24 protein-coding genes are annotated in these 22,700 nt (G+C 46.5%); 2 read left to right on the top strand and 22 right to left on the bottom strand.

The features are described 5' to 3' along the window. The 19 genes from R7Z47_RS23085 to R7Z47_RS22995 all read right to left on the bottom strand — a co-directional run bounded on the left by R7Z47_RS23085 (position 1) and on the right by R7Z47_RS22995 (position 19,454). On the bottom strand, positions 1 to 1,071 hold the full coding sequence (locus R7Z47_RS23085) for a chemotaxis protein CheW (protein ID WP_318130634.1): 1,071 nt from the start codon (positions 1,069 to 1,071) through the stop codon (positions 1 to 3). Beyond that, positions 1,061 to 1,840, bottom strand: a complete 780-nt coding sequence (locus R7Z47_RS23080) for a ParA family protein (protein ID WP_005380505.1) — start codon at positions 1,838 to 1,840, stop codon at positions 1,061 to 1,063. The genes R7Z47_RS23085 and R7Z47_RS23080 overlap by 11 nt, the downstream gene beginning before the upstream one ends. Positions 1,841 to 1,848: 8 nt before the next feature. Further along, positions 1,849 to 2,961 (bottom strand): chemotaxis response regulator protein-glutamate methylesterase, encoded by a 1,113-nt coding sequence (locus R7Z47_RS23075; RefSeq protein WP_005384458.1) that lies wholly within the window; start codon positions 2,959 to 2,961, stop codon positions 1,849 to 1,851. A 29-nt stretch (positions 2,962 to 2,990) separates the two neighbouring features. Continuing rightward, positions 2,991 to 5,231: a chemotaxis protein CheA gene (locus R7Z47_RS23070; RefSeq protein WP_262607138.1), complete on the bottom strand. Its 2,241-nt coding sequence runs from the start codon at positions 5,229 to 5,231 to the stop codon at positions 2,991 to 2,993. Positions 5,232 to 5,240: 9 nt separating this feature from the next. After that, complete coding sequence (locus R7Z47_RS23065; protein WP_005380502.1) at positions 5,241 to 5,981, bottom strand: protein phosphatase CheZ; 741 nt, start codon at positions 5,979 to 5,981, stop codon at positions 5,241 to 5,243. Positions 5,982 to 6,099: 118 nt separating this feature from the next. Next, complete coding sequence (gene cheY, locus R7Z47_RS23060; protein ID WP_017635949.1) at positions 6,100 to 6,468, bottom strand: chemotaxis response regulator CheY; 369 nt, start codon at positions 6,466 to 6,468, stop codon at positions 6,100 to 6,102. Between the two features lie 45 nt (positions 6,469 to 6,513). Beyond that, on the bottom strand, positions 6,514 to 7,248 hold the full coding sequence (locus R7Z47_RS23055; RefSeq protein ID WP_005380499.1) for an RNA polymerase sigma factor FliA: 735 nt from the start codon (positions 7,246 to 7,248) through the stop codon (positions 6,514 to 6,516). Then, entirely contained in the window at positions 7,241 to 8,128 is an 888-nt protein-coding gene (locus R7Z47_RS23050; protein WP_005380498.1) for a MinD/ParA family protein, read from the bottom strand. The genes R7Z47_RS23055 and R7Z47_RS23050 overlap by 8 nt, the downstream gene beginning before the upstream one ends. Positions 8,129 to 8,142: 14 nt before the next feature. Continuing rightward, complete coding sequence (gene flhF / locus R7Z47_RS23045; RefSeq protein ID WP_064354227.1) at positions 8,143 to 9,660, bottom strand: flagellar biosynthesis protein FlhF; 1,518 nt, start codon at positions 9,658 to 9,660, stop codon at positions 8,143 to 8,145. Between the two features lie 28 nt (positions 9,661 to 9,688). Beyond that, a complete protein-coding gene (flhA, locus tag R7Z47_RS23040) occupies positions 9,689 to 11,788 on the bottom strand; it encodes a flagellar biosynthesis protein FlhA (protein ID WP_025998722.1) in 2,100 nt (699 codons plus the stop codon). A 210-nt stretch (positions 11,789 to 11,998) separates the two neighbouring features. Then, positions 11,999 to 13,129 (bottom strand): flagellar biosynthesis protein FlhB, encoded by a 1,131-nt coding sequence (flhB, locus tag R7Z47_RS23035; RefSeq protein WP_005380490.1) that lies wholly within the window; start codon positions 13,127 to 13,129, stop codon positions 11,999 to 12,001. A gap of 3 nt (positions 13,130 to 13,132) precedes the next feature. Further along, entirely contained in the window at positions 13,133 to 13,915 is a 783-nt protein-coding gene (gene fliR / locus R7Z47_RS23030; protein WP_005384463.1) for a flagellar biosynthetic protein FliR, read from the bottom strand. A gap of 8 nt (positions 13,916 to 13,923) precedes the next feature. Beyond that, the gene (gene fliQ / locus R7Z47_RS23025; protein ID WP_005380488.1) at positions 13,924 to 14,193 is read right to left on the bottom strand and encodes a flagellar biosynthesis protein FliQ; all 270 of its coding nucleotides are present in this window, start codon (positions 14,191 to 14,193) and stop codon (positions 13,924 to 13,926) included. A gap of 24 nt (positions 14,194 to 14,217) precedes the next feature. Next, positions 14,218 to 15,087, bottom strand: coding sequence for a flagellar type III secretion system pore protein FliP (gene fliP / locus R7Z47_RS23020; RefSeq protein WP_005394311.1), 870 nt, complete (start codon positions 15,085 to 15,087; stop codon positions 14,218 to 14,220). Continuing rightward, positions 15,074 to 15,487, bottom strand: a complete 414-nt coding sequence (gene fliO, locus R7Z47_RS23015; RefSeq protein WP_005380480.1) for a flagellar biosynthetic protein FliO — start codon at positions 15,485 to 15,487, stop codon at positions 15,074 to 15,076. The genes fliP and fliO overlap by 14 nt, the downstream gene beginning before the upstream one ends. A gap of 1 nt (position 15,488) precedes the next feature. Continuing rightward, complete coding sequence (fliN, locus tag R7Z47_RS23010; RefSeq protein ID WP_005380479.1) at positions 15,489 to 15,899, bottom strand: flagellar motor switch protein FliN; 411 nt, start codon at positions 15,897 to 15,899, stop codon at positions 15,489 to 15,491. A gap of 58 nt (positions 15,900 to 15,957) precedes the next feature. Beyond that, the gene (fliM, locus tag R7Z47_RS23005; RefSeq protein ID WP_005380478.1) at positions 15,958 to 17,004 is read right to left on the bottom strand and encodes a flagellar motor switch protein FliM; all 1,047 of its coding nucleotides are present in this window, start codon (positions 17,002 to 17,004) and stop codon (positions 15,958 to 15,960) included. Positions 17,005 to 17,011: 7 nt separating this feature from the next. Further along, entirely contained in the window at positions 17,012 to 17,515 is a 504-nt protein-coding gene (fliL, locus tag R7Z47_RS23000) for a flagellar basal body-associated protein FliL (protein WP_005380477.1), read from the bottom strand. Between the two features lie 85 nt (positions 17,516 to 17,600). After that, entirely contained in the window at positions 17,601 to 19,454 is a 1,854-nt protein-coding gene (locus R7Z47_RS22995; RefSeq protein WP_064354228.1) for a flagellar hook-length control protein FliK, read from the bottom strand. 97 nt (positions 19,455 to 19,551) lie between these two features. Here R7Z47_RS22995 and R7Z47_RS22990 point away from each other — a divergent pair, with 97 nt between their 5' ends. Both R7Z47_RS22990 and R7Z47_RS22985 read left to right on the top strand, forming a co-directional pair. After that, a complete protein-coding gene (locus R7Z47_RS22990; RefSeq protein ID WP_182039393.1) occupies positions 19,552 to 19,695 on the top strand; it encodes a hypothetical protein in 144 nt (47 codons plus the stop codon). A 39-nt stretch (positions 19,696 to 19,734) separates the two neighbouring features. Then, on the top strand, positions 19,735 to 20,049 hold the full coding sequence (locus tag R7Z47_RS22985) for an NIPSNAP family protein (protein ID WP_170897463.1): 315 nt from the start codon (positions 19,735 to 19,737) through the stop codon (positions 20,047 to 20,049). 40 nt (positions 20,050 to 20,089) lie between these two features. On the opposite strand, the gene fliJ is transcribed toward R7Z47_RS22985, so the two are convergent. Genes fliJ through fliH form a run of 3 tightly spaced genes read right to left on the bottom strand, consistent with a single transcriptional unit; the run spans position 20,090 to position 22,663 of the window. Next, entirely contained in the window at positions 20,090 to 20,533 is a 444-nt protein-coding gene (gene fliJ / locus R7Z47_RS22980) for a flagellar export protein FliJ (RefSeq protein WP_005380474.1), read from the bottom strand. Between the two features lie 6 nt (positions 20,534 to 20,539). Then, a complete protein-coding gene (fliI, locus tag R7Z47_RS22975; protein WP_137282298.1) occupies positions 20,540 to 21,859 on the bottom strand; it encodes a flagellar protein export ATPase FliI in 1,320 nt (439 codons plus the stop codon). A 3-nt stretch (positions 21,860 to 21,862) separates the two neighbouring features. Beyond that, complete coding sequence (gene fliH, locus R7Z47_RS22970; protein WP_005394317.1) at positions 21,863 to 22,663, bottom strand: flagellar assembly protein FliH; 801 nt, start codon at positions 22,661 to 22,663, stop codon at positions 21,863 to 21,865. Between the last annotated feature and the right edge of the window lie 37 nt (positions 22,664 to 22,700).

Here is a 22,700-nt window from a genome sequence, read left to right as displayed (position 1 = left end):
CTAATTCAGTGATTTGACATCTAAACCGGCGTTTAGCATGTCAATGAGCGCCTGGACATGAATTAAGGCACACATTTTTTCTTTTACCATGCCCGCTAGCCAAGGGCGTTTACCCGCCTGCTCACGCCAGCGAACCTTGTCGATATTAAGCGTTTCAGTCCCCATTAATTGGTTACTGGCCAACCCCCACATGCTCTCACCAAGCATGACGACATATTGGTAGTTATCTTTATAGCTATCATCACGAAGCTTATCTGCCATCACCCATTTCGCGGTATCGATGACATCAAACTGCTGCTCGCGATTTGTTTGTAGCCCCAAATACCAGGCGGGTTTTCCTATCAAATGGTTAAGCTCGCTAATGCGATGAATACCACCTAACTCATCAAGAGGTACAGCAAACGTGACACCATTCACATCAAAGTAAAGAACTTGGAAGTCCTCACTTCGCTTCGTGCTTTCCCAGACCGTTGGTATATCGGAATCTGCTTGTGTTTCGAGTTCAGTATCGACGTTCGATTCTATATTGATACTTTGTTCGATCACTGCGTGAGGTTCATCCACCTCTGGTTGAGCTTCCTCAAAAACTGGCTCATCAATCACCCAGTCCTGTATTTCCTCAACACCCTGAAGCTCAGGCTCCTCACTAAAGGTTTGTACCTCAGGCTCAGCCGCTTTTATCTCTGCTGCAATATCAATCGTATTTTGTTCAAGAATACTATCAATATCCAACTCAGCCACTGGGTTGCTTGCTTCAAGCTGACTTAATAGCCTTTGAACATCTTCCAGGTTTGGAGCTTCCAACTCTGGCGGATATGTTTCTTGAAACTGGTACGTTTCTGGCTCCGAGTATTGTAGCTGCAATTCTGGCTCTGGCTCTGGCTCTGGCTCTGGCTCTGGCTCTGGCTCTGGCTCTGGCTCTGGCTCTGGCTCTGGCTCTGCAGATGATACCTCTTGAGCCAACAGGTCAAGGTCTTCCTCAAGAGTCGTTATTTCAGTTTCATCATCCAGTAATGCATTAAAGTAGTCATCAAGTGCTTGTTCACTGGACAGCACATCATTACTGCTCATCGAACGCCAACCTCTCCAGATAAATCAGTAGCTGTTTATAGGCAAACACACCACGACTACCAGAAGCAAAATGCGACGCTGGCAAGTGCTTTAAACTGGCATCGCGGAACTTGGTATCAATAGGCACCGCTGAGGTCCACACTTGATTTGGGTAATCTTTTTTCAGTTGCATCAATGTCTGCAATGACGCTTTCGTGCGCTTATCGTACATGGTTGGGACGATAGTCACTTTGAAACCGCCCGGGCGAGATTTTTGCATAATGGTTAGCGTACGCATCATGCGCTCTAGACCTTTCATCGCCAAAAACTCTGTTTGAACAGGAATCAAAATTCGGTCACTGGCTGCCAACGCGTTCACCATCATCACGCCAAGGATTGGCGGACAGTCAATCAACACATAGTCATAATCTTGTGAGACAGTTTGCAGCGCCCGTTTTAATATTAATCCCATACCACTGCGATTACCCATTACGCGATCAAGCGTGGCAAGGGACATATGCGCGGGAATGATATCCATTCCTTCCAGCTCTGTTTCTAAAATCAACGGCTTAACCGTCTCACGAGAAAACGTCTTCAACTGGAATAAATCAAATAGGCTCGAAGTTACTGCATCAGGATCATAACCGAGATAAGTAGTCAATGAGGCGTGAGGATCAGTATCAACCATCAATACTCGATGGCCTTTCTGGCTCAATAAGCCCGCCAATGTCACTGTTGAGGTGGTTTTACCCACGCCTCCTTTCTGGTTAGCTACACTCCAAACAATCATGATGAATCCTACGCTAGGCCAACTTCCACCAACATGCGTTCAGCAATGCGGTCAAGCGGTAAATCTTCTGAAGAAATGCCTGCTTTAGCAACCGCTTGGGGCATGCCATAAACAACACAACTTTCTTCATCTTGTGCCCAAATTGTTGAGCCTGAAGACTTCAACATGCGAGCGCCCTCACGACCGTCTGCACCCATGCCTGTCAACACTAAAGAGAGCACTTTGTCGCCATATACTTTTGCGGCAGAACCAAAAGTCACATCCACACATGGTTTGTAGTTCATGCGATCGCCGCCATCAATAATGCGAAGACGAGCAGCGCCCGCTCGTCCATCTACCATCATTTGTTTCCCACCTGGTGCAAGGTATGCCACACCGGGCTGTAACACATCGCCATCTTGTGCTTCTTTCACTTGAATCTTACACAAGGTGTTCAAACGACTGGCAAACGCAGCAGTAAACGTTGCTGGCATGTGTTGAATCAATACAATCGGATGCGGATAGTTCATCGGCAAGCGCGTCAGAATTTTTTGTAGAGCAACGGGGCCACCTGTTGATGTGCCAATTGCCGTCAGTTGATACTTCTTACCAGAAGCACGGTACTTTGTCGCAGCAGGTCGAGTTGGTGTTGGAGTCACAGGTGAAGCCGTTCTTGAACCTAATGGTCGAGTAGTCGTGCTGGTACTCGCTGTTGGGCGAGCGATAGGTCGACGCATGAAAGCGCGCTTCGAGGCAATCTGAATCACACGCTGTTGAAGTAATGACACCGCTTCTTCACGGTTACGCGCAATGTCCTCAAACTTTTTCGGTAAGAAGTCCAATGCGCCCGCATCAAGCGCATCAAGCGTAGCTTTCGCCCCGTCGTGGGTCAGGGACGAAAACATTAGAATTGGCGTTGGAGCAGCGGCCATTATTTCACGTACAGCTGTAATGCCATCCATCACTGGCATTTCAATATCCATCGTGATGACGTCAGGTTTGAGAGATTTGGCTTTCTCAACCGCCTCTCTACCATTTACCGCAACGTCAATCACTTCTAGGCGCGATTCTGAGTTGATGATTTCGCTCACGCGACGTCGGAAAAAACTCGAATCATCAACGACTAGTACTTTAATCGCCATCTTATTCCTTTTAATAACGTCAGCTTTGCTTAAAGGCGTGAAGCCGCAGCATATCGCTTAAGTAAATCAGGCACATCTAGAATTAATGCAATATGGCCATCGCTAGTAATTGTCGCACCAGCCATACCTGGAGTGCCCTGTAATAGATTATCGAGTGGCTTAATAACCACTTCTTCTTGACCAATAAGCGTATCCACAACAAAACCAACGCGCTGGTTACCAATCTGTACAATCACCACGTGACCGTGACCAGTACGCTCTTGGACGTTTTGCGATTTGGATGCCAACCAGTTTTGTAAGTAAAATAGTGGGATAGATTTCTCACGCACAATAATCGTCAGCTGACCATCTACCACGTTTGTACGACTAAGATCCAAGTGGAAAATTTCACTCACCGAAGCCAATGGTAGAGCAAAAGGATGACCGCCAACACCAACCATCAGAGTCGGTAAAATCGCTAACGTTAGTGGTACTTTGATCGTAATCTTAGTGCCCTTGCCTAGCTCAGAATCGATATCGATTGAACCGTTTAAGGTATTGATCGCCGTCTTAACCACGTCCATACCCACACCACGACCAGAAATGTCAGAAATTTTATCTTTACTTGAGAAGCCAGGTGCGAAGATAAGGTTGAAGCACTCTTTATCTGTTAAACGTGCCGCCGCATCTTCATCCATCATGCCACGCTTCACCGCGATGCCACGCAGTTTGTTCGGGTCCATACCGCCACCATCGTCAACGATAGCCAGTTCGATATGATCACCTTCTTGTGATGCAGACAGGATCACTTTACCAGTACGAGATTTACCTGCTTTCGCGCGATCGTCTGGCATTTCGATACCGTGGTCAACCGAGTTACGCACCAAGTGAATCAACGGATCGGCCAATGCTTCTACAAGGTTTTTATCGAGGTCGGTTTCTTCACCGCGCATTTCTAGCACGATGTCTTTATTTAGGTTACGAGCCAAGTCACGAACAACGCGTGGGAAGCGGCCAAACACTTTCTTAATTGGCTGCATACGCGTTTTCATTACCGCGCCTTGTAGATCCGCAGTTACCACGTCAAGGTTAGCGACCGCTTTGGACATCTCTTCGTTGTCGCTATTCAAACCAAGGCTTAATAGGCGGTTTCGAACCAATACGAGCTCACCCACCATGTTCATGATGGTATCAAGTGTCGAGGTATCAACACGAACGGTTGCTTCAGCCTGAGGTTTTTTAACCGCTGGTGCTTTGGCTTCTTCTTTTACCGCGACTGGTTTAGATTCTGGCTTTGGTGCTGGCGCTGCTTGAACGGGTGCTGGCTTAGCAACAGGCTCAGGTTTCGCAGGGCTTTGCTCTACGTTTGCTGACGCTGGCTTCGTTGCCATGTCCAATTCTTCTAGCGTTGGACCTTTACCTGAACCATGTAGCTCATCTAGTAACTTTTCGAACTCTTCGTCCGTCATTAAGTCACTGTCTTGATTTGATGAAGATGCCAGTGGAGCGGAAGGCTCTGCCGCTTTAGGTGGCTCTACTGGTACGGATGCAGATGCAGCAGCCTCTGCCGTAGAAGGACTTTTTCCTACACCGTGCAGTTCATCGAGTAAACGTTCAAACTCATCATCAGTGATATCACCACTTTCAACTGATGGCGCACTCGATTGAGGCGGTTCAGATGGCGTTGTAGGTGTCGCAGACATTGAGGTGCCTGGCGCTGAACCTTTACCATGAAGCTCATCAAGTAGCTTTTCGAATTCGTCTTGGGTAATTTCATCAACAGAGCCGAAACTTGATGGTGCTGACGGCGCAGCAGGTTCTTCGATGATAGGCTCGGGAATAATAGGCTCTGGAGTAGCCACTGGTTCTTCAACTACGGTTGCCGCTACTTCATCTTCTGACTCAGGTTTGCATAGACGATGAAGTTCTTCAAGAAGCTCAGGGTCCGCAGCTTCTAACGGCTCACGATCTTGAACAGCCTGGAACTGGGTATTAACCGTGTCCAAGGCTTTTAGCATCGTATCCATTAAGTTTTGCGTTACCGTGCGTTGACCGTTTCGTAAAACGTCGAACACGTTCTCCGCACCATGACAAGTATCGACTAGCTCTGCCAATGAAAGGAAGCCGGCACCGCCTTTTACGGTATGAAACCCGCGGAAAATAGCATTAAGTAAGTCTTTGTCTTCTGGGTTATTTTCCAATTCAACCAACTGCTCAGAAAGCAGCTCGAGAATTTCCCCAGCCTCAATGAGAAAGTCCTGAAGAATATCTTCGTCTAAATCGTAGCTCATACGTTACCTTTAAAATCCAAGACTGGACAACAAGTCATCGACTTCGTCCTGCGATGAAACCGCATCTTCTCTCAGTTCTGGATGAAGAATCGGGCCTTCGGCTTCGCTTGTTTGTGTATTCTTTTTATCTGCCGGTTCTGACAAAACTTGAATATGTTCTTCAAGTTTATTTCCAGAGAATACGGTTAGGATTTCCACTAAGCGGCCTTCAACTTCATTAACCAACGTAATTACGCGGCGAATGATTTGGCCAGTTAGGTCTTGGAAGTCTTGCGCCATGAGAATTTCGGTCAATTGGCCGCGCAATTCAGTGCTGTCACCTTCGACTTGCACTAATAGCCCGTCGATTCGGTGACACAGTGCTTTAAATTCGCTTAATTCTATGCGCCCGTGCATGAGTTCATTCCATTGAGGACGAACTTTTAGAAGGCAATCATGCAGGTTGTCAGCGATAGGAAGGCAGCAGTCGACCGCATCCATTGTTTTGTTGGCTGCAAGCTCTGTCTTCTCGATCACATAATTGAGACGATCCCTAGCGTTAGGGATTTCGTCTTTCGCAATTTCGGTCATGCGCTGATCGAGACTGAACTGCTTGAGTGATTCGTGAAGGTCTCGAGTTAACGCTCCAATTTCTTGCAGCATTGGGTTATCGGCACCTTCGTAGATCGAGGCAACAAGCATATTGGCTTGGTCTTGTTCCCCGTTTTCTAGCATTTGAACGAGTGACTTCGCCTGCTCTAGTGAGATCATTCTGAATAGACCCTTTTACGTTTAGTTCTTCTTATCACTTTGAAAACGCTAAACGAGTCATTTAATAGGTATTTAATAATTGGTATGAATGACTCGAATAACAAAGAGAAAGAGAGAGTTATAAACGCTCGAAAATTTTATCTAATTTTTCTTTTAATGTTGCAGCAGTAAATGGCTTAACAATGTAGCCGTTTACACCTGCTTGAGCAGCTTCAATGATCTGCTCACGCTTCGCTTCAGCCGTGATCATTAGAACTGGCAGATGCTTAAGTTCTGCATCCGCGCGGATGTGTTTAAGCAAATCGATGCCTTGCATACCTGGCATGTTCCAGTCAGTTACAACAAAATCGAAGTCACCTTTTTTCAGCATTGGTAATGCGGTTAAACCATCGTCCGCTTCTTGAGTGTTATTGAAACCCAAGTCACGAAGCAGGTTTTTAACAATACGGCGCATTGTTGAGAAATCATCAACAATAAGGATCTTCATGTTTTTATTCAAAATTGCCTCCACTGAATCGTAAAATCAGTGTTTTTAGTCATTTTGTGTCCACGCACTGAGCTTGGTACGTAAACGTTGCATCGCTTGACTCAGTATTTGACTTACGCGAGATTCGCTTACGCCTAACACATCGCCAATTTCTTTCAAATTGAGTTCTTCATCATAATAAAGCGAAAGAACCAAAGCTTCACGCTCTGGAAGCTGTTTTATTGATTCAACCAGTGCTTTTCGAAATGATTCATCAACTACCCCTTTGAATGGGTTGCTGTCATCGGTTTCATCCGCTGGTGAAATCACATCATCAGAAACGCCTAAATCTTCAATACCGACTAATTTTGAGCAGTTGATATCGGTAAGAGCACTATGATATTGATCCAGTGTCATACCGAGATGCGTGGCTACTTCAGAATCAGTAGGATCTCGATTTAATTCGCCTTCCAGCTCCGCAATCGCTTGGTTAATCTCTCGATTATTTTTATGAACAGAACGCGGTACCCAATCGCCTTTACGCATGTCATCTAACATTGCGCCACGAATACGGATACCTGCATAAGTTTCAAAGCTCGCACCTTTAGAACCATCATAATTCTGCTGAGCTTCGATAAGACCGATCATGCCGGCCTGAATTAAATCCTCTACCTGAACACTCGGCGGTAAACGGCCTAGTAGGTGGTGAGCAATGCGCTTAACCAACACTGAATAACGTTCAATGAACGCCTGCTGGCTATTAAATTTGCCATGTTGGTCATAGGTTATCGCTTTATTCACCAAAAGGGTCCTCTGCGAATTCGGTACGATTTAGCAACCTTTCCACAAAAAATTCCAAGTGTCCACTTGGTGTTTTCGGTAGTGGCCACGTCAACGCTTTGTTTGCTAGTGAGCTGATAGCTAAAGCGGCAGGCGAGCGTGGGAACGCATCAACGACAATTTTTTGTCTTTTTACAGCCTGTCGTACTTTATCATCTAATGGAATACATGCTACGAGTTCAAGGCTAACATTCAAGAATCGCTCTGTGACTAGTGTCAACTTTGCAAACAATTCTCGCCCTTCACGGTAGCTTCTGACCATATTTGCTACAACTTTAAAGCGTTGAACTTGGTGTTCTTTACTCAACAGCTTGATTAATGCATAGGCATCTGTGATTGACGTCGGTTCATCACACACAACTACAACCACATCTTGAGCTGCTCGCGAAAAACTGATTACCATGTCAGAGATACCAGCAGCGGTATCAATCAGCAGGACATCCATTTCGTCTTCAAGACTACCAAATGCTCGGATGAGTCCAGCATGCTGAGCGTGAGAAAGCTCTGTCATGCTCTGTGTGCCAGAAGTTGCAGGAATTATCTTTATACCATAAGGCCCTTCGACAATCGCATCTTTTAGCTCACATTCACCCGCTAAGACATGTCCTAGATTACGTTTTGCACGAATTCCGAGCATCACGTCCACATTGGCCAGACCTAAATCAGCGTCGAGAACCATCACCTTCTTGCCTTGGCGAGCCATACAAATCGCCAGACCCAGTGTTACGTTTGATTTCCCCACACCACCTTTGCCGCCAGTAACAGCAATCACTTTGGTCAACGATGGTTGTGTTAAGCGACGGAGGCCGCTTGCTTGATCGTGTATCATATTCTCAGTCATAGTAGTCCGCCGCCTTAGAGTCCTTCACTGTCACTGTTCCAAAAGTGAGGTTCGTTCTCTGTCGACTTCTCTAACAGTTCATTTGCTTTCGCAAGCATATATTTTGGTTGCGCTATCACAATGTCTTCTGGTACGCGCTGACCATTAGCGATGTAAGCTACTGGCATTGCGTTTTGAATCACTACACTGATGAATTCGCCTAGGCTTAATGACTCATCAAGCTTCGTCATAATACAACCCGAAAGTGGTATACGTCGGAAGTGATCCAGCGTTTCTTGTAGAACACGACGTTGTGCGGTAGCCGGCAAAACAAGGTAGCTGTGAATCACTTCTCCGCTCTCTTGCATTAGAGTGTCGAGCTGCTCGGAAAGCCTCACATCTCGTTGCCCCATCCCTGCCGTATCGACCAAAATCAGTCTTCTGTTTCTTAGCTGATATATAACATCGGCTAACTCGTTAGAATCTTTAGCAACTCTTACGGGACAACCCATGATTCTTCCGTAAATTGAGAGCTGCTCATGTGCACCTATGCGATATGTATCTGTTGTCACAAGGGCCACATTGTCGGCACCGTATTCCATGGCTGCGCGTGCTGCGAGTTTCGCTACGGTTGTTGTTTTCCCAACCCCCGTCGGACCCAACAATGCGACTACGCCACCACGTTTTAAAATGTCCTGTTTAGGAATATTGATTTGATCCGCCACCAGCGACAATAACGCTTTCCACGCTCGCGCTGGCTTTGTATCTTCCGGGATATAACAGGCCATCTGGTCTGCTAACTCCGGAGAAACGCCCATTCGCTCTAAGCGCTTAATCAGCATCGCTCTTAGCGGCTCACGGCGTTCTACTTCTTGCCACATCAGGCCAGAAACTTGGTGCTCCAACAGACGACGAATTGACGTCATCTCTTCGCGCATGCTTTCTAGCTCATCGGCCGATTCGCCACGCTCATCGCTTGGGCGACGTCGGTCATAGCGCGTCGGGTCCAGCTTGGGCGTCGGACGTTCAAATCGATTGTCCTGTGCGATTAGCTTCGCCAAAGGTGAATCTGGTTGATATGGCGCTGGCTTTTCTTGGTTGTAGCCGTCGCGATGCTTATTTTGGCGTTGCAGCAAAGCCGAGAGCGAATCTTCATTTTCCGCTACGTGGTCGTCAGCATCTGCTGCACCACCGCTATATTGCTTAAGCATATTAGCGAATCGCTGCGTCATTGAGCCTGTTTTTTCATTGTTACTGTTATTACTGTTCAGGCTAATTTTATCTTCATCTAAATGACGATCTTGGTAACGATCAGCAGAAGACGATGACATTTGACGATGTTCGTTATAGCGATTCGATTGAGAAGCACCGCGATTTTGCTGTGACGCTGCGCTTGCTTGAGACGGATTAGATTCACTATCTATCGCCGCAACAATCGCTACTCCACCAGCCACTTTCTTGTTTGACATGATCACCGCTTCCGCGCCTAACTCCTCTTTCACTTGGAGCAGCGCCGTTCTCATGTCTTTGGCAAAAAATCGCTTTATTTTCAAACTATGAATCCATTAATGATGCGTGAGATCAGTTACCCACGGCTTGCACAATTCTGATCTGTTTTTCATCCGGGATTTCTTGGTAAGACAGTACCCGGAGATTAGGTATTGTGTTCTTCACAAATTTCGCCAACGTCGAGCGTAATACACCAGAAGTAAGCAGAACGGCAGGTTCGCCTTTCAGTTCTTGTTCCTGTGTCGCTTGGCTTAGTGAAGATTGCAATCGCTCAGCGAGTCCCGGTTCAATCCCCGCGGATTCGCCTCCTGATGCTTGCATAGTTTGATGCAATATTTGTTCCAGTTCGGGTATCAAAGTAATCACTGGTAGCTCAGGCTCTATACCATTGATTTCTTGAACAATTAGACGTTTAAGACTAATTCGAACTGCTGCCGTCAATATGTCAGCTTCTTGACTCTTACTTGAGTACTCAGCCAAAGTTTGAACAATCGTGCGAATATCGCGGATTGGAATGGCCTCGTTTAACAAGTTTTGTAGGACTTTCACCACCACACCTAATGGTAATTGGTCAGGAACAAAGTTCTCGACTAACTTAGGCGCGCTGCGTCCCAACATTTCTAATAAATTCTCTACTTCTTCATGACCAATTAGCTGTGATGCGTTGTTGGTCAATAACTGGCTCAGGTGCGTCGCTAATACCGTTGATGAATCAACAACCGTATAACCTAAGGCTTGCGCGTGCTCACGCTGATCTTCTCGGATCCATACGGCTTCCAGTCCAAAAGCAGGGTCAATGGTTGGCTCCCCATCAATCATGCCATACACCTGACCTGGGTTAATCGCTAGCTCTTGATCCGGACGAATCTCTGCTTCGCCCACCGCAACCCCCATCAATGTAATTCGGTAACTGTTTGGGGTCAGCTCAAGATTGTCACGAATATGAACCGCTGGAATTAGGAACCCAAAATCTTGCGATAACTTTTTACGCACGCCTTTTACGCGCTCTAACAGTTCCCCACCTTGATCTCTGTCCACCAAAGGGATTAAGCGATAACCTACTTCCAAGCCAATAATATCGACTGGCTGGACGTCATCCCAAGACAGTTCGCGCTGTGAGGAAGGTTCTGTACCTTCATCTGCTGTTGCTGGTAAAGCGGGCTCTTTCGCTTTCTGCTTCTGCCGTTTGTCGATGAAATATGCCGCTGCACCGGCCGCGACTGCCAGGCTCAAAAACGCAAAGTGCGGCATGCCCGGTACGATGCCCATCACACCAAGAATAGCTGCAGTAATCATCAGCGCTTTTGGGTTGTCGAACATCTGGAAGACCAGTTGTTCACCCATGTCTTCATCGGTGTTTTGGCGCGTCACCATCATTGCCGCTGCAATCGACAGCAATAGCGATGGGATTTGTGCGACCAAACCATCACCGATTGTCAGTAAGGTATAGATTTCAATCGCTTCACCGAAACCCAATCCATACTGCGCCATACCGATCGACAGACCGCCGACGATGTTGATAAACAGAATCAAAATACCGGCAATCGCGTCACCTTTTACGAACTTCGAGGCACCATCCATCGAGCCATAGAAATCCGCTTCTTTGGTCACTTCAAAACGACGAACTCTTGCCTGCTCTTGGTCTATCAATCCGGCATTCAAGTCCGCATCAATCGCCATTTGCTTACCCGGCAACGCATCAAGCGTAAAGCGAGCACTTACCTCAGAGATACGACCCGCACCTTTGGTCACCACCATAAAGTTGATGATCATTAAGATGAGGAAAACCACTAGGCCGACCGCGTAGTTACCACCAATAACGACGTTACCGAACGCCTCAATTACGTTACCTGCCGCATTACCGCCTTCATGACCATGCAGTAAGACGACACGAGTCGAGGCAACGTTCAAAGCCAAGCGGAGCAACGTGGCGATCAGCAATACCGTTGGGAAAGCAGCGAAGTCCAAAGGGCGACGTGTGTAAACGGTCACTAACAACACCACCATCGAAAGCGCGATGTTAAAGGTGAAGAACATATCCAGCAAAAATGCTGGAATCGGCAGTACCACCATCGCTAGGGTGGCCAAAACCATCACCGGAGCACCAATAGCTGGCATTTCACGTTGAGGGATTCGTGGCAATTTATCTGCAAACGGCAGGCTTAACTTCATACTGCGAGAGATCTCAATCGATTGAAGCGTCACGTAAGCTCTTACTATTAATACGCGACCGCTTTAGCCTAAAAGTTTAGGTAGGGTTGATAATTAAAGCGTTTTAAGCAATCTATGTACCATAATTAGCGCCAAAATAATGACTAAACACTCAAATAAAGCTTAGCTTTTGATCAAACGAGCTTTTTTAAGGCTTTACCGCTTTTCGTATCAATGACGGTGCTCGGGCGGGATTGGCAAATCATAATCTTGAATTTTCGGGCGCTGTCCACCTCGTTTTCGGTATTGCTTCAATTGGAATACAAATGCCAAAACCTGAGCGACGGCAGTAAATAACCCATCGGGGATCTCTTGCTCGAGTTCTGTCGTGTGGTACAACGCACGAGCCAAAGGTGGTGCAGGCACAATCGTAATGTCATGTTCGCGGGCGACTTCTCGAATCTTCATCGCCATGTGGTCAGTACCTTTAGCGATCACGACTGGCGCACGGTCTGTCTTCTGTTTATAACGAAGCGCTACCGAGAAGTGCTCTGGGTTAGTAACAATAACATCAGCTTGAGGAACATCCGCCATCATTCGACGTTGAGCCGCTTCCCTTTGCAACATACGAATACGGCCTTTCACTTCCGGCTTACCTTCAGTCTCTTTGTATTCGTCTTTGACTTCTTGCTTCGTCATTTTTAACTGATCAGCGTGCTGCCAGATTTGAAATGGAATATCGATGGCAACCACAATCAATAGCGAGCAACTGATCAGCAAAATAAAGTTCAGCAAAATATCTAAAGCATGGAAGATGTTTTGCGGATACACATCCATGCTCAATTGAATCAGATCGGCCTGCGATGCTTGGATCAAATAGATGGCGACACCAGTGACCAGAACCACTTTAAGGATTGATTTGATCAACTCTACCCAGCTTTGCATGCCAACCATTCGCTTTAAGCCGCTAAGCGGATTCATTTTCGACAGCTTGGGCATGGCCGCTTGGGCAGAAAAACTGATTCCTCCCACACCTGCTGCTCCAATCATGGCGGCGGTAAACAATGTCGCTAACACCAAAAATAGTGGGAACAACAAATCACTCATCGCGCCCAAAGCGATATCAAACAGTTTTGCAGTATCGAAAATCTCTTCTCGTTGAAGATCAAATAAACGGCTCATGATGGAAAACAATGAACGTGCTAACGCCTCTCCAAACCACATCAATGAAATGGCGCCAACGATCAGCACAGATGCTGATGCGAGCTCTTTAGATCGAGCGACCTGCCCCTTTTCTCTGGCTTGTTGTAACCGTCGGGGCGTGGCTTCTTCGGTGCGTTCCTGACCGTCTGATTCTGCCAAATCTTAGCACTCCAAGCGAATAAGCCGACAAATCTGCGCCTCACCCACTGTCCAGAACATTTCATAATGACTGTATAGACCAGCCAGTATGTACCAACAAAGTAATAGACCCACCATCAAAGCAAAAGCAAAACCAAGCGAGAAGATATTCAGCTGTGGTGCGGCACGGGTCATTACACCAAACGACAAGTTAATGGTCAGTAGCGCAATAATGCCAGATAGAGACATACTCAGTGCCGTTTGGAACATAATACCAAGCCAGCCTGCCATTTCACGAAAATCAACCGCGTTTAGAGAGCCGGAGCCAATCGGCAAAGTTTTAAAACTGAATACCACCAATTGCAGCATTTTTAAGTGTCCATCGGTGGCAAGGAAAAACATTGTCGTTAAGAACATGAATAACTGACCAAGCAATGGCGTGTTCTGACCATTTGCGGGATCAACCATAGAAGCAAAGCCCAAACTTGATTGCATACCCAATATTTGACCAAGTAGGACAAAGGTTTGAATCATAAATTGAGTAACCATACCCATCGCTATGCCGATGATCATTTGCTCGGCAATGGTCATGAAGCCACGAAACGAGAGTAGCTCAATGTCTTGAGGTACGGCGGGGATAGCTGGCATGACAGCGAAAGTGATGGCTAAACCGAGGTAAAGGCGGATTCTTGGCGAAACAAATCGGGCCCCGGTTACTGTCATCACCATCAACATGGATGAGATACGAACATAGGGCCAGAAGTAGTTTGCGATCCAATCTAAGACAACGCTAGTGGGGTACTCCATAGGCGCCTCTAATAAAGCACCTGAGGTAAGCGTTCAATCAAGCCATAGAAATATTCCATCAACATTTGCGTCATCCAATGCCCAAACAGCATCAGGGCCAAAAGCGTGACAATCAAACGCGGTAAGAAGCTCAATGTTTGTTCGTTGATGGATGTCGCAGCTTGAAAAATCGCAACTACAAGGCCGATAAGCAAGCTTGGGATGATAATGGCGCAGACCATGATAAGCACCATCCAAAGTGCTTCACGGAAAAGCTCGACAAACATTTCTGGTGTCATGTCTTATCCTCTATCTGCGCTTAACTAAAGGGCAAAGCTGCCCGCGAGTGTCGAGAGTATCAAGTTCCAACCATCGACCAATACGAACAACATCAACTTGAACGGCAACGAAACAATCATTGGTGACAACATCATCATACCCATTGCCATCAGTACCGAAGCGACTACAAGGTCAATAATCAAAAACGGCAAGAAGAGCATAAAGCCAATTTGGAATGCAGTTTTTAGCTCTGAGGTGATAAAAGCCGGAATCAACACCGCCATCGACACATCTTCTGGATTCTCGACTTGCTCTCCTGACATGGTTACGAACGTCTCCAAATCTTTGATTCGGGTCTGCTTAAGCATAAATGCTTTCATTGGCGCTTGTGCAGCATCAAACGCTTCTCGCGCCGTAACTTGCTCGTTCAAATAAGGCTGAACAGCTTTGTCGTTGATTTCGTTCAGGACAGGAGACATAACAAAAAAGGTCAAAAACAGCGCAATACCAATAATAACCTGATTAGAAGGCGTTTGTTGCAAACCCATTGCCTGACGCAATATCGACATCACCACCACAATTCGAGTGAACGAGGTCATCAGAATCACCATGGCAGGCAAGAAGCCAAGCATGGTCATTAACGCTAAAATTTGTAGTGTAACCGAGTAGTCTTCACTGCCATCAGGGTTCGTGGTCATGGTGAATGCTGGAATACCACCGCCACTAGAAACGGACATAGCACGGCTAGCACCAGTATCACTTTGCATAGCCTGAACTGTAACACCACTTCCATCGGCTAAGTTATCTGGCAGCGCTGACTCCTCTGCTTCAGCAAAGGTAAATGAAGAAAACAGCACGCCGACAAAAAGTAACAACGTACTCAGGAGCAAACGAATTGGATTACCCTTTGTCATGTTTTTTGATCAGCTGGCTAAATTGAGTCGCAAAAGCATTGGTCGCCAACTCTTCCTCTTTCAGTGGCTTATCTAACTTGGCTAAAGTTTGGATCGATTGGCTAGTAATCCCAACCAAAAACTGTTCTTCACCCACTTGAACTACTGCGATTCTTTCTTTTGTACCCACTGGCAACTGACTCACTATACGCAAGCCCTTTTGTTGTCCCATCGCTGGCACTTGCATACGTTTCAGCAACCAAGCCAGCAAAAGAATCACGCCGATTACAAGCACAAGCGAGCCAAGTGTCGTCGCAAGATCCAGATTATTTGGTGCGGCAGCAAATGCATAAGGAGCACTTAGCATTAAGCTCAGTGCTCCAGTGATTTGCTTCAATCGCATTTTGATTGAACGACTCATCTTAACGCAGCTTCTTAATTCGTTCAGTTTGGCTGATCACATCCGTCAAACGGATACCAAACTTATCGTTGACGACCACGACTTCGCCGTGAGCAATCAAAGTACCGTTAACCAATACGTCGAGCGACTCACCGGCTAGACGATCCAACTCAACAACCGAACCTTGGTTAAGCTGCAACAGGTTCCGAATGCTAATTTGAGAACGACCGACTTCCATCGAAATCGTCACCGGGATATCCATAATAGTGTCGAGTTTACGACGCTCATCTTCGCTAATTGGGCTTGAAGTGTCTTTTAGCTCTTCCAGTGGCGCAGCCAATACTTCATCTACGTCTACAGAAGGGGCAGACGGGTCTTCGCCAAGAGCGGCTGCCCATTCGTCTGCTAGCTTTTGATCGTCACTTGGTTCCATTTTTCTATCCTGTGTTACGCCTTACTCATGCCATAGCATGTCTATTTAATAAGGTATCTTAATGGTCTATATCGTCTTCACTCTCAAGCTCGGACATGATGTCTTTACCTAAGAAAGCTAAATCTGTTTTGACGACATGTGGGCGCTCAATTTCCTCAGAAATTTGCACCGCTAATTTGTCTTCCGAACGACCCATTTTTACGCGATAGGTCGGTAGGTCTTCTACAAACATCGTCGCATGTTCTGGCATTTCAATCGGGATGATATCGCCAGGTTGCAGCTCCATGAGGTCACGCAAAGAAATGTCTTTTTCGAGCAAGTTCACGCGGAAGTTAACCGGACAATCCATGATCTCTTCACGTAGTGCTGAGCTCCAGCGAACGTCCGTTTCCATCTTGTCGGACTGAACACCTGCATCCAATAGTTCACGGATAGGCTCAACCATGGAGTAAGGCATAACGACATGAAAATCGCCGCCACCGCCGTCAACTTCTATATGGAAGGAACTCACGACAATCACTTCTGTCGGGCTGACAATGTTTGCCATACTTGGGTTTACTTCAGAGTCGAGATATTCGAACTCTACCCCCATCACTGGCGACCACGCTTCTTTATAATCTTCAAATACAATTTTCAGTAACAACTGAATGATGCGGCGTTCCGTTGGGGTAAATTCACGGCCTTCGATTTTGGCGTGGAATCGACCATCACCGCCAAAGAAGTTTTCTACCAGAATAAAGACTAAACGAGCCTCCATGGTGATCAACGCAGTGCCTTTTAACGGACGAAAACGCACCATGTTCAAACTGGTTGGCACGTACAATGTGTTCTGGTATTCACCAAACTTCATCATCTGCACGCCATTGATCGACACCTCTGCCGTTTTACGCAGCATATTAAACAGACTAATACGCATGTGCCGTGCAAAGCGCTCGTTGATAAGTTCGAGCGTCGGCATTCGACCACGTACGATCCTGTCTTGCGACGAGAAATCAAAATTGACGGCACCCTCAGTGTCGTTTTCTATCGGTTCATCGACGTCATCAACATCGTCAACCCCATGCAATAGCGCATCAATTTCGTCTTGGCTTAATAGATCGGTCACGTTTTACCTATTGAATAACAAAATCTGTAAACAGTACTTTTTCAATCACTGGCTTACCGACCGCAGCATTCAGCGCTGCTTTGATATCTTCGGAAGCACGATCGCGCAATTCCACTCGTCCTGTAGGAGAGCGCAATTGATCAACCGTCGCGGAAGCAAACGTTGATAGCATAGAGCTTTCAATCAGTGGCGAATGATACCGCGCCAACTCTTCATTTTCTGCACCGCGAACCATTAACTGCGCTTTAATTTGAACCAACCTATCGCGGCTATCCCCAGTAACGTTAAATACAAATGCCTGAGGAAGATTCACATACGCGATGGGCGCAGCATCCGATGCCTTCACTTGAGCCTGTTGAGACGATTCAGCCTGAGCAGGTTCATCAGAGCCCATTAGAAAAAATGCCGCTGCCCCGCCACCAAGTAGTAATACTACAACAGCGATGATGATGATAAGTAACTTGCTTTTTCCTTTCGGCGCATCGGCCCCTTGTAACTGTTCTTCTGCCATTCTTGTCTCTTATTGTTCTTTTGAGTTACCAAGACGTTTTAGTGAGTTGCTTGGTAACCGTATGCCATTGCCGTTAAACGGCCTTTTATGCGTAAAAACTAATTCCATCACGCTTTGAAGCGACATTCAAATCCAGATTGACATCAGATTCAAAACCCTCTTCGGACTGTCCAGAAAAACCGCCACTTTGCGCGCTTTGACCATGTTGTTCAGCAGTATACCTACCTTGCTGTTGCCCGCTGTTTTGTTGCTGGACGGAAGAATCAGCCAGCTGCATACCTTGTTGCGCTAGCATTTCTCTCAAACGAGGGAGCGTCTGTTCAATAATGTCACGAGCTTGCGGGTTGTTCACTGTAAAATGTACATTGGCAACGTCGTTATTCATGGTCATACGAATTTGCATACGACCTAACTCTGGTGGATCAAGACGAATATCGAGATTTTTCAGATTCTTCGACATCATCATTTGCACTTTTTCCGCAACTTGCTCGTTGGCTAGCTCTTTAGTTAGTTGCAACGGAAGCTGAGCTTGTTGTGCAGCATCAATACGCGCTTGTTGCTGTACATTAATTCCCTGCTGACCTGCCATAGCCTGAAGCTGTCCAGCGAAACCGTGTTGGAGGTCCGGCTTATCTTGTTTATCAGCAGTCGCCTTTAGCGCACCAGTCGCCAATGCTGCGTTCATCACTTTCTGGCTAATCTCTCCGTCTTTCACACCTTGAAGCGACGTCGGCACTTGCGCGGCTATCAACGTATCAGGCGTTGGAGATAATGCGACTTTTTCTCCACTATGAGCAGTTTGTGGCTGGGGTACTTGAGCCGCTGTATGCTGGATTTGCTGAGACACTGCCATAGGTCCAGCCTGGCGAGTTAAATTATGTTGTACTTGTTGCTCTGCGAGAATCTGTTTAATGTCATTAGGGAGCGCAACAAATTGGGCAAGGTCTTGATCAGGAATATCCGCCGTGATCCTTCCTTGTTTCAACCCTTCAATGATCTGAGCTTCTTGCTGAGTCAGTGGTTTTCCTTGCGCCAACTTAGTATCTATAACTTCAAGTTCATCCAAGGATACTCGTGGAAGCGCGTCGATGTTGGAACCATCAACGTCTGTTAACAACGGCGACAGATCATTAGCTACTTCACCACTGACTGCGCTCTTAGCCGTCGGATGGCTGGCTTGTTTCGCTAGCTCTTGCCAAGCAGCAAACTCAGGCGAAAGTTTGTCGACATCGATAGGTTGACCATTCTTATCTAAAATTGGCTCTAAGTCTTGTCCTGGGATCATCTGTGCTTGTTCAAGCGAATGAGCTGATGGCGTTTCATTCAAAGCCAGCTCATCAAGGTGTGTCGAAACGGTTGCTTGCTCGTGGAACGAATGCACTAAATTCGCGCTCTGAGGCAAAACTTTGCCACTATCGATGGATGCATTACTCGCATTCAGGGTTTGATTCGCTTGTTCAATTCGACCAAGAAGCTGTTGTCCTTCGCCCATCGTGCTTTTTACGTCCATTGTATTTGATGGGTTACTCGTATCAATTGATGTTGATTTCACTTTTTCAATAGCTTCAACATCATGCTCCAAAGGTGTGCTGTTACTCGCCTTTTGTAAACTTACTTCTTCACTTAAGGTTGCATTCGGTTTGTTTGCTGATATTTCATCAAAATCATGGGTCCCGTCACTGACGGATTCTTGGCTTTCTTGCGCCAACAATTCGTCCGAGACGTTAGCAGAAGAAGTACTGCCTACATCCGCTCTTTCTTTTTCTTCAACCACTGTCGATTCTGTTGCTACTTTTTCGGGCTTTTGTTTACCAGCAAATGCATCGGTTAACGTTTCTAAAAATCCCTTGCTCTCAGTGCTCTTTGCGGACGCTTTAGCGGACACATCAGAAACTGGCGTCTTGGTAGTCGCAGATACATGGGACAAATTCACACTCATTTAGAAACTCTCGTTCTCGTGGCTCTGAGCGTATCGCTGACAGACAGCAATACTGGCGGCAAACAAAGGTCAAAAAGACCCGACACTGACAGCTAAAATGCAAAAATCACACCACAATATTGAGCCAATTCTCGGTAAGCTAATAGATGGCATGTTTATGGAACAAACATCAACAGTACTATCCGAGAACCTGGTTTCTAACATGATGTACAGCTACTTGATTGACTTTGAAAAACGATAAGCGTAAACAGACATTTGACTTAACAATTAAGGAATCACTTTGAAGATCACAGAATTACGCCAATATAGAATCAGAGCAGGCAAAACAGAACAGTGGCTAAGTTGGATGAAGGAAGAACTGTTGCCCTATCAACGCTCACAAGGCATGCGTGTACTGAATACTTACGTCCACACTGGTGATGATGGACATGACTATTTTGTTTGGCTTAGAGAGTTCGACAATGAACAAGCACGCCAGGCTCTCTACGAAAAAACATACAACGAGTGGTGGGTTCACGAGATTCGACCGAAGGTATTTGAGCTAATTGAACAAGACTCAATCAAAGTTACCTTACTTGAATCGGTAGAGATGTAGTCAACTGCAACACCGTAATGCAATATCGAACCGATAACGTTTAGAAACGATGTGGTTTTCGACTGTAAAGTAAGGTGGAAAACTCGTCCATTTGCTTTTGTTCGCGCTTAGCTTCAGCAAGTTGTTTCTCTTTTTCGCGTTTGTCTATCATCCACTCATAGGATTTGCGTTCTTTACGCACGGTTAACCAATATTCTTTACAGTTTTCAACCTGCTCTTTGAAATGACTTTCTGCTTGCTTTTGCTTAGATAAAGTTTCATCTAGCTGGGTAAGGAATCGATTTAAGTGTCCATATTGACTTGCCGTTAGGCCCGCCTGACCACGGTCGACGAGCTGCTGGCAATAATCAAGCCGATACTTTTCAATTTGTTCAACCTGACGGTAATAATCTTCGAGTTCAGAACGCGCTTTGTTCAGTGCAAGCACAGCTTGGTCTTCACGATCCTTAGTTTGCTCAAGTAGAAACTCCATCGCATTATTCATGCGCTATCACCCACCCAAAATGTTTCTAAGCATATTGACGCACATATCATATGGCACTGATTCTTTCATGCTCTGCTGCAAGTATTCGTCTAACTTCGGTTTCAAAGTAAATGCGCCATCAATAGCAGGATCGGTACCCGGTTTGTACGCTCCAATCGAGACCAAATCTTGATTCTTGCGACAAATAGACAAGACCTGTCGCACCGCTTTTGACATCAGAACGTGCTCTTCGGTCGTGATTTGCGGCATAACACGGCTCACCGACTTCTCGACATCAATCGCCGGATAATGGCCTGCATCCGCCATTTCACGAGAAAGTACAATATGGCCATCAAGAATGGCTCGCGATGCGTCCGCTATCGGATCTTGCAAATCATCCCCTTCGGTCAACACGGTAAAGAACGCCGTAATCGAGCCTTGTTCGGCACTTCCATTACCCGCTCGCTCAACCAGCGCTGGCAGCTTGGCAAATACAGAAGGCGGGTAGCCTTTCGTCGCTGGCGGCTCACCAACAGAAAGTGCGATTTCACGCTGTGCTTGTGCAAAACGAGTCAACGAGTCCATCAATAGCAGAACATCTAACCCTTGGTCCCGGAAGTATTCAGCAATCGTTAATGCCGTTTGGCACCCCTTTAAGCGCATTAGAGGTGAAGCATCGGCAGGCGCCGCGACCACCACTGAGCGGCGACGACCGTCCTCACCCAAGATCTCTTCGATGAATTCTTTAACTTCACGTCCACGCTCACCTATCAGGCCGACGACCACAACCTGTGCGGTGGTACCTCGCGTCATCATGCCAAGCGTGACCGATTTACCCACACCAGAACCTGCAAACAGACCGATACGCTGACCTTTACCGACCGTCAACAAACCATTGATAGCTTTTAGGCCAACATCGAGCGGTTCAGAAATTGGCTTTCGAGCCAATGGGTTGATTGGTTCGGCATTAAAAGAGGCACGGTTATCGGTATACAAAGGGCCAAGTCCATCAAGTGGATTCCCAACCCCGTCTATAACGCGCCCAAGTAACTCCATGCCGACAGGCAAACCAGCGTCACTGGTTAAAGGGGTGACTCTCGCGCCAGGTAAAATGCCCGTAATTTGTTCACTTGGCATTAAAAATAGGTTGTCACCTGAAAAGCCGACAACCTCGGCTTCCATCTGACCTGACATGGTTTCCACTAAGCATAAACTGCCAATTGGTGCGCGACAGCCGGTTGCTTCCAACGTTAACCCAACCACACGCACCAGTTTGCCAGAGGCGACAGGGCGCGTCGTAAGGCCTTCAACTTTGTAGCTTTTTAAGCGGTCAGCGAGTGCTTGCATGGATTACTCACCCTCTTGATGACGGTTTGCGCCACAAAAGCTGTGCAATACGCTTTTGACGCGTTCTTCCATGCGATAATTAATGCTTGATTCACCGGCTTCAATCTGGACGTCACCTCGATTTAGCGATGGTTCAGCAACTAACGTCCAGTTGCGACAATTAAGGTCTTCTTCACCATAAGCTGAACGAATAATCGCGACATCTTCTGGATTCAGGTGCAAGGTAATAGGGTGGCCTGATATTGGTAGCGCTTCAACCGACTGCTTCACTGTATCTAAAATAATTTGAGGGTTGGTTTGTACTTCAACGTGCACCACTTCTTTAACTAAACAGAGCACCATATCCACCAGCTGCTTTTCAACCTGAGCATTCATCAACTCCAAAGGTTGAGCAAACTGATTGGCCAAGTTCATAAAAGTTTCAACTTGCTGCTGAATGTATTCTTGCCCTGCAGTTACCCCTTCAGCTTTTCCGAGCTCGAGACCTTCAGCATGGCCGGCTTGCAACCCTTCTTCTTTACCTTTGTCGTAACCTTGCTTAAAGCCAGCTTCCTGACCTTGATGTAAGCCTTCTTGATAAGCACCTTGCTTAATCAGTTCAATTTGTTCTTCGGTTAGCGCAAGTGGCTGCTCTTCTTCAGGCTCATCAAAATTCGGCACCCATCCCGGGTCATAGTTGAACGCGGTTTGTTTTGCTTGTTTGGCTTTAGGCTCGCCATAATCAGGCAGCCCCCAACGTTGAGGTTCGATCATCGAATCATCTTCATCAGGACGGATAAATCCACGTTTTCTATCGCCAGCCATGGGTTACCTATTGTGTGTTCGATTAAGAAGTGAGGGT

Origin of the sequence: Vibrio sp. 1641 (assembly GCF_033339995.1) — a bacterium.
Lineage (GTDB): Bacteria > Pseudomonadota > Gammaproteobacteria > Enterobacterales > Vibrionaceae > Vibrio > Vibrio alginolyticus.
The sequence above is the reverse complement of the archived record's forward strand: the minus strand, read 5'-3'. Positions and strand labels throughout refer to the sequence as shown.

Bases quoted from the DNA above. Each gene is read 5' to 3' on its own strand.
- cheY (WP_017635949.1), bottom strand. From the start codon at position 6,468: ATGAAGATCCTTATTGTTGATGATTTCTCAACAATGCGCCGTATTGTT.
- fliP (WP_005394311.1), bottom strand. From the start codon at position 15,087: ATGACAAAGGGTAATCCAATTCGTTTGCTCCTGAGTACGTTGTTACTT.
- R7Z47_RS23080 (WP_005380505.1), bottom strand. From the start codon at position 1,840: ATGATTGTTTGGAGTGTAGCTAACCAGAAAGGAGGCGTGGGTAAAACC.
- R7Z47_RS23050 (WP_005380498.1), bottom strand. From the start codon at position 8,128: ATGACTGAGAATATGATACACGATCAAGCAAGCGGCCTCCGTCGCTTA.
- R7Z47_RS23065 (WP_005380502.1), bottom strand. From the start codon at position 5,981: ATGATCTCACTAGAGCAGGCGAAGTCACTCGTTCAAATGCTAGAAAAC.
- fliJ (WP_005380474.1), bottom strand. From the start codon at position 20,533: ATGAATAATGCGATGGAGTTTCTACTTGAGCAAACTAAGGATCGTGAA.
- fliQ (WP_005380488.1), bottom strand. From the start codon at position 14,193: ATGACACCAGAAATGTTTGTCGAGCTTTTCCGTGAAGCACTTTGGATG.
- fliO (WP_005380480.1), bottom strand. From the start codon at position 15,487: ATGAGTCGTTCAATCAAAATGCGATTGAAGCAAATCACTGGAGCACTG.
- R7Z47_RS23085 (WP_318130634.1), bottom strand. From the start codon at position 1,071: ATGAGCAGTAATGATGTGCTGTCCAGTGAACAAGCACTTGATGACTAC.
- R7Z47_RS23070 (WP_262607138.1), bottom strand. From the start codon at position 5,231: ATGAGCTACGATTTAGACGAAGATATTCTTCAGGACTTTCTCATTGAG.
- fliN (WP_005380479.1), bottom strand. From the start codon at position 15,899: ATGGAACCAAGTGACGATCAAAAGCTAGCAGACGAATGGGCAGCCGCT.
- flhA (WP_025998722.1), bottom strand. From the start codon at position 11,788: ATGAAGTTAAGCCTGCCGTTTGCAGATAAATTGCCACGAATCCCTCAA.
- fliH (WP_005394317.1), bottom strand. From the start codon at position 22,663: ATGGCTGGCGATAGAAAACGTGGATTTATCCGTCCTGATGAAGATGAT.
- R7Z47_RS23075 (WP_005384458.1), bottom strand. From the start codon at position 2,961: ATGGCGATTAAAGTACTAGTCGTTGATGATTCGAGTTTTTTCCGACGT.
- fliI (WP_137282298.1), bottom strand. From the start codon at position 21,859: ATGCAAGCACTCGCTGACCGCTTAAAAAGCTACAAAGTTGAAGGCCTT.
- R7Z47_RS22990 (WP_182039393.1), top strand. From the start codon at position 19,552: ATGCAAAAATCACACCACAATATTGAGCCAATTCTCGGTAAGCTAATA.
- fliR (WP_005384463.1), bottom strand. From the start codon at position 13,915: ATGGAGTACCCCACTAGCGTTGTCTTAGATTGGATCGCAAACTACTTC.
- fliL (WP_005380477.1), bottom strand. From the start codon at position 17,515: ATGGCAGAAGAACAGTTACAAGGGGCCGATGCGCCGAAAGGAAAAAGC.
- R7Z47_RS22995 (WP_064354228.1), bottom strand. From the start codon at position 19,454: ATGAGTGTGAATTTGTCCCATGTATCTGCGACTACCAAGACGCCAGTT.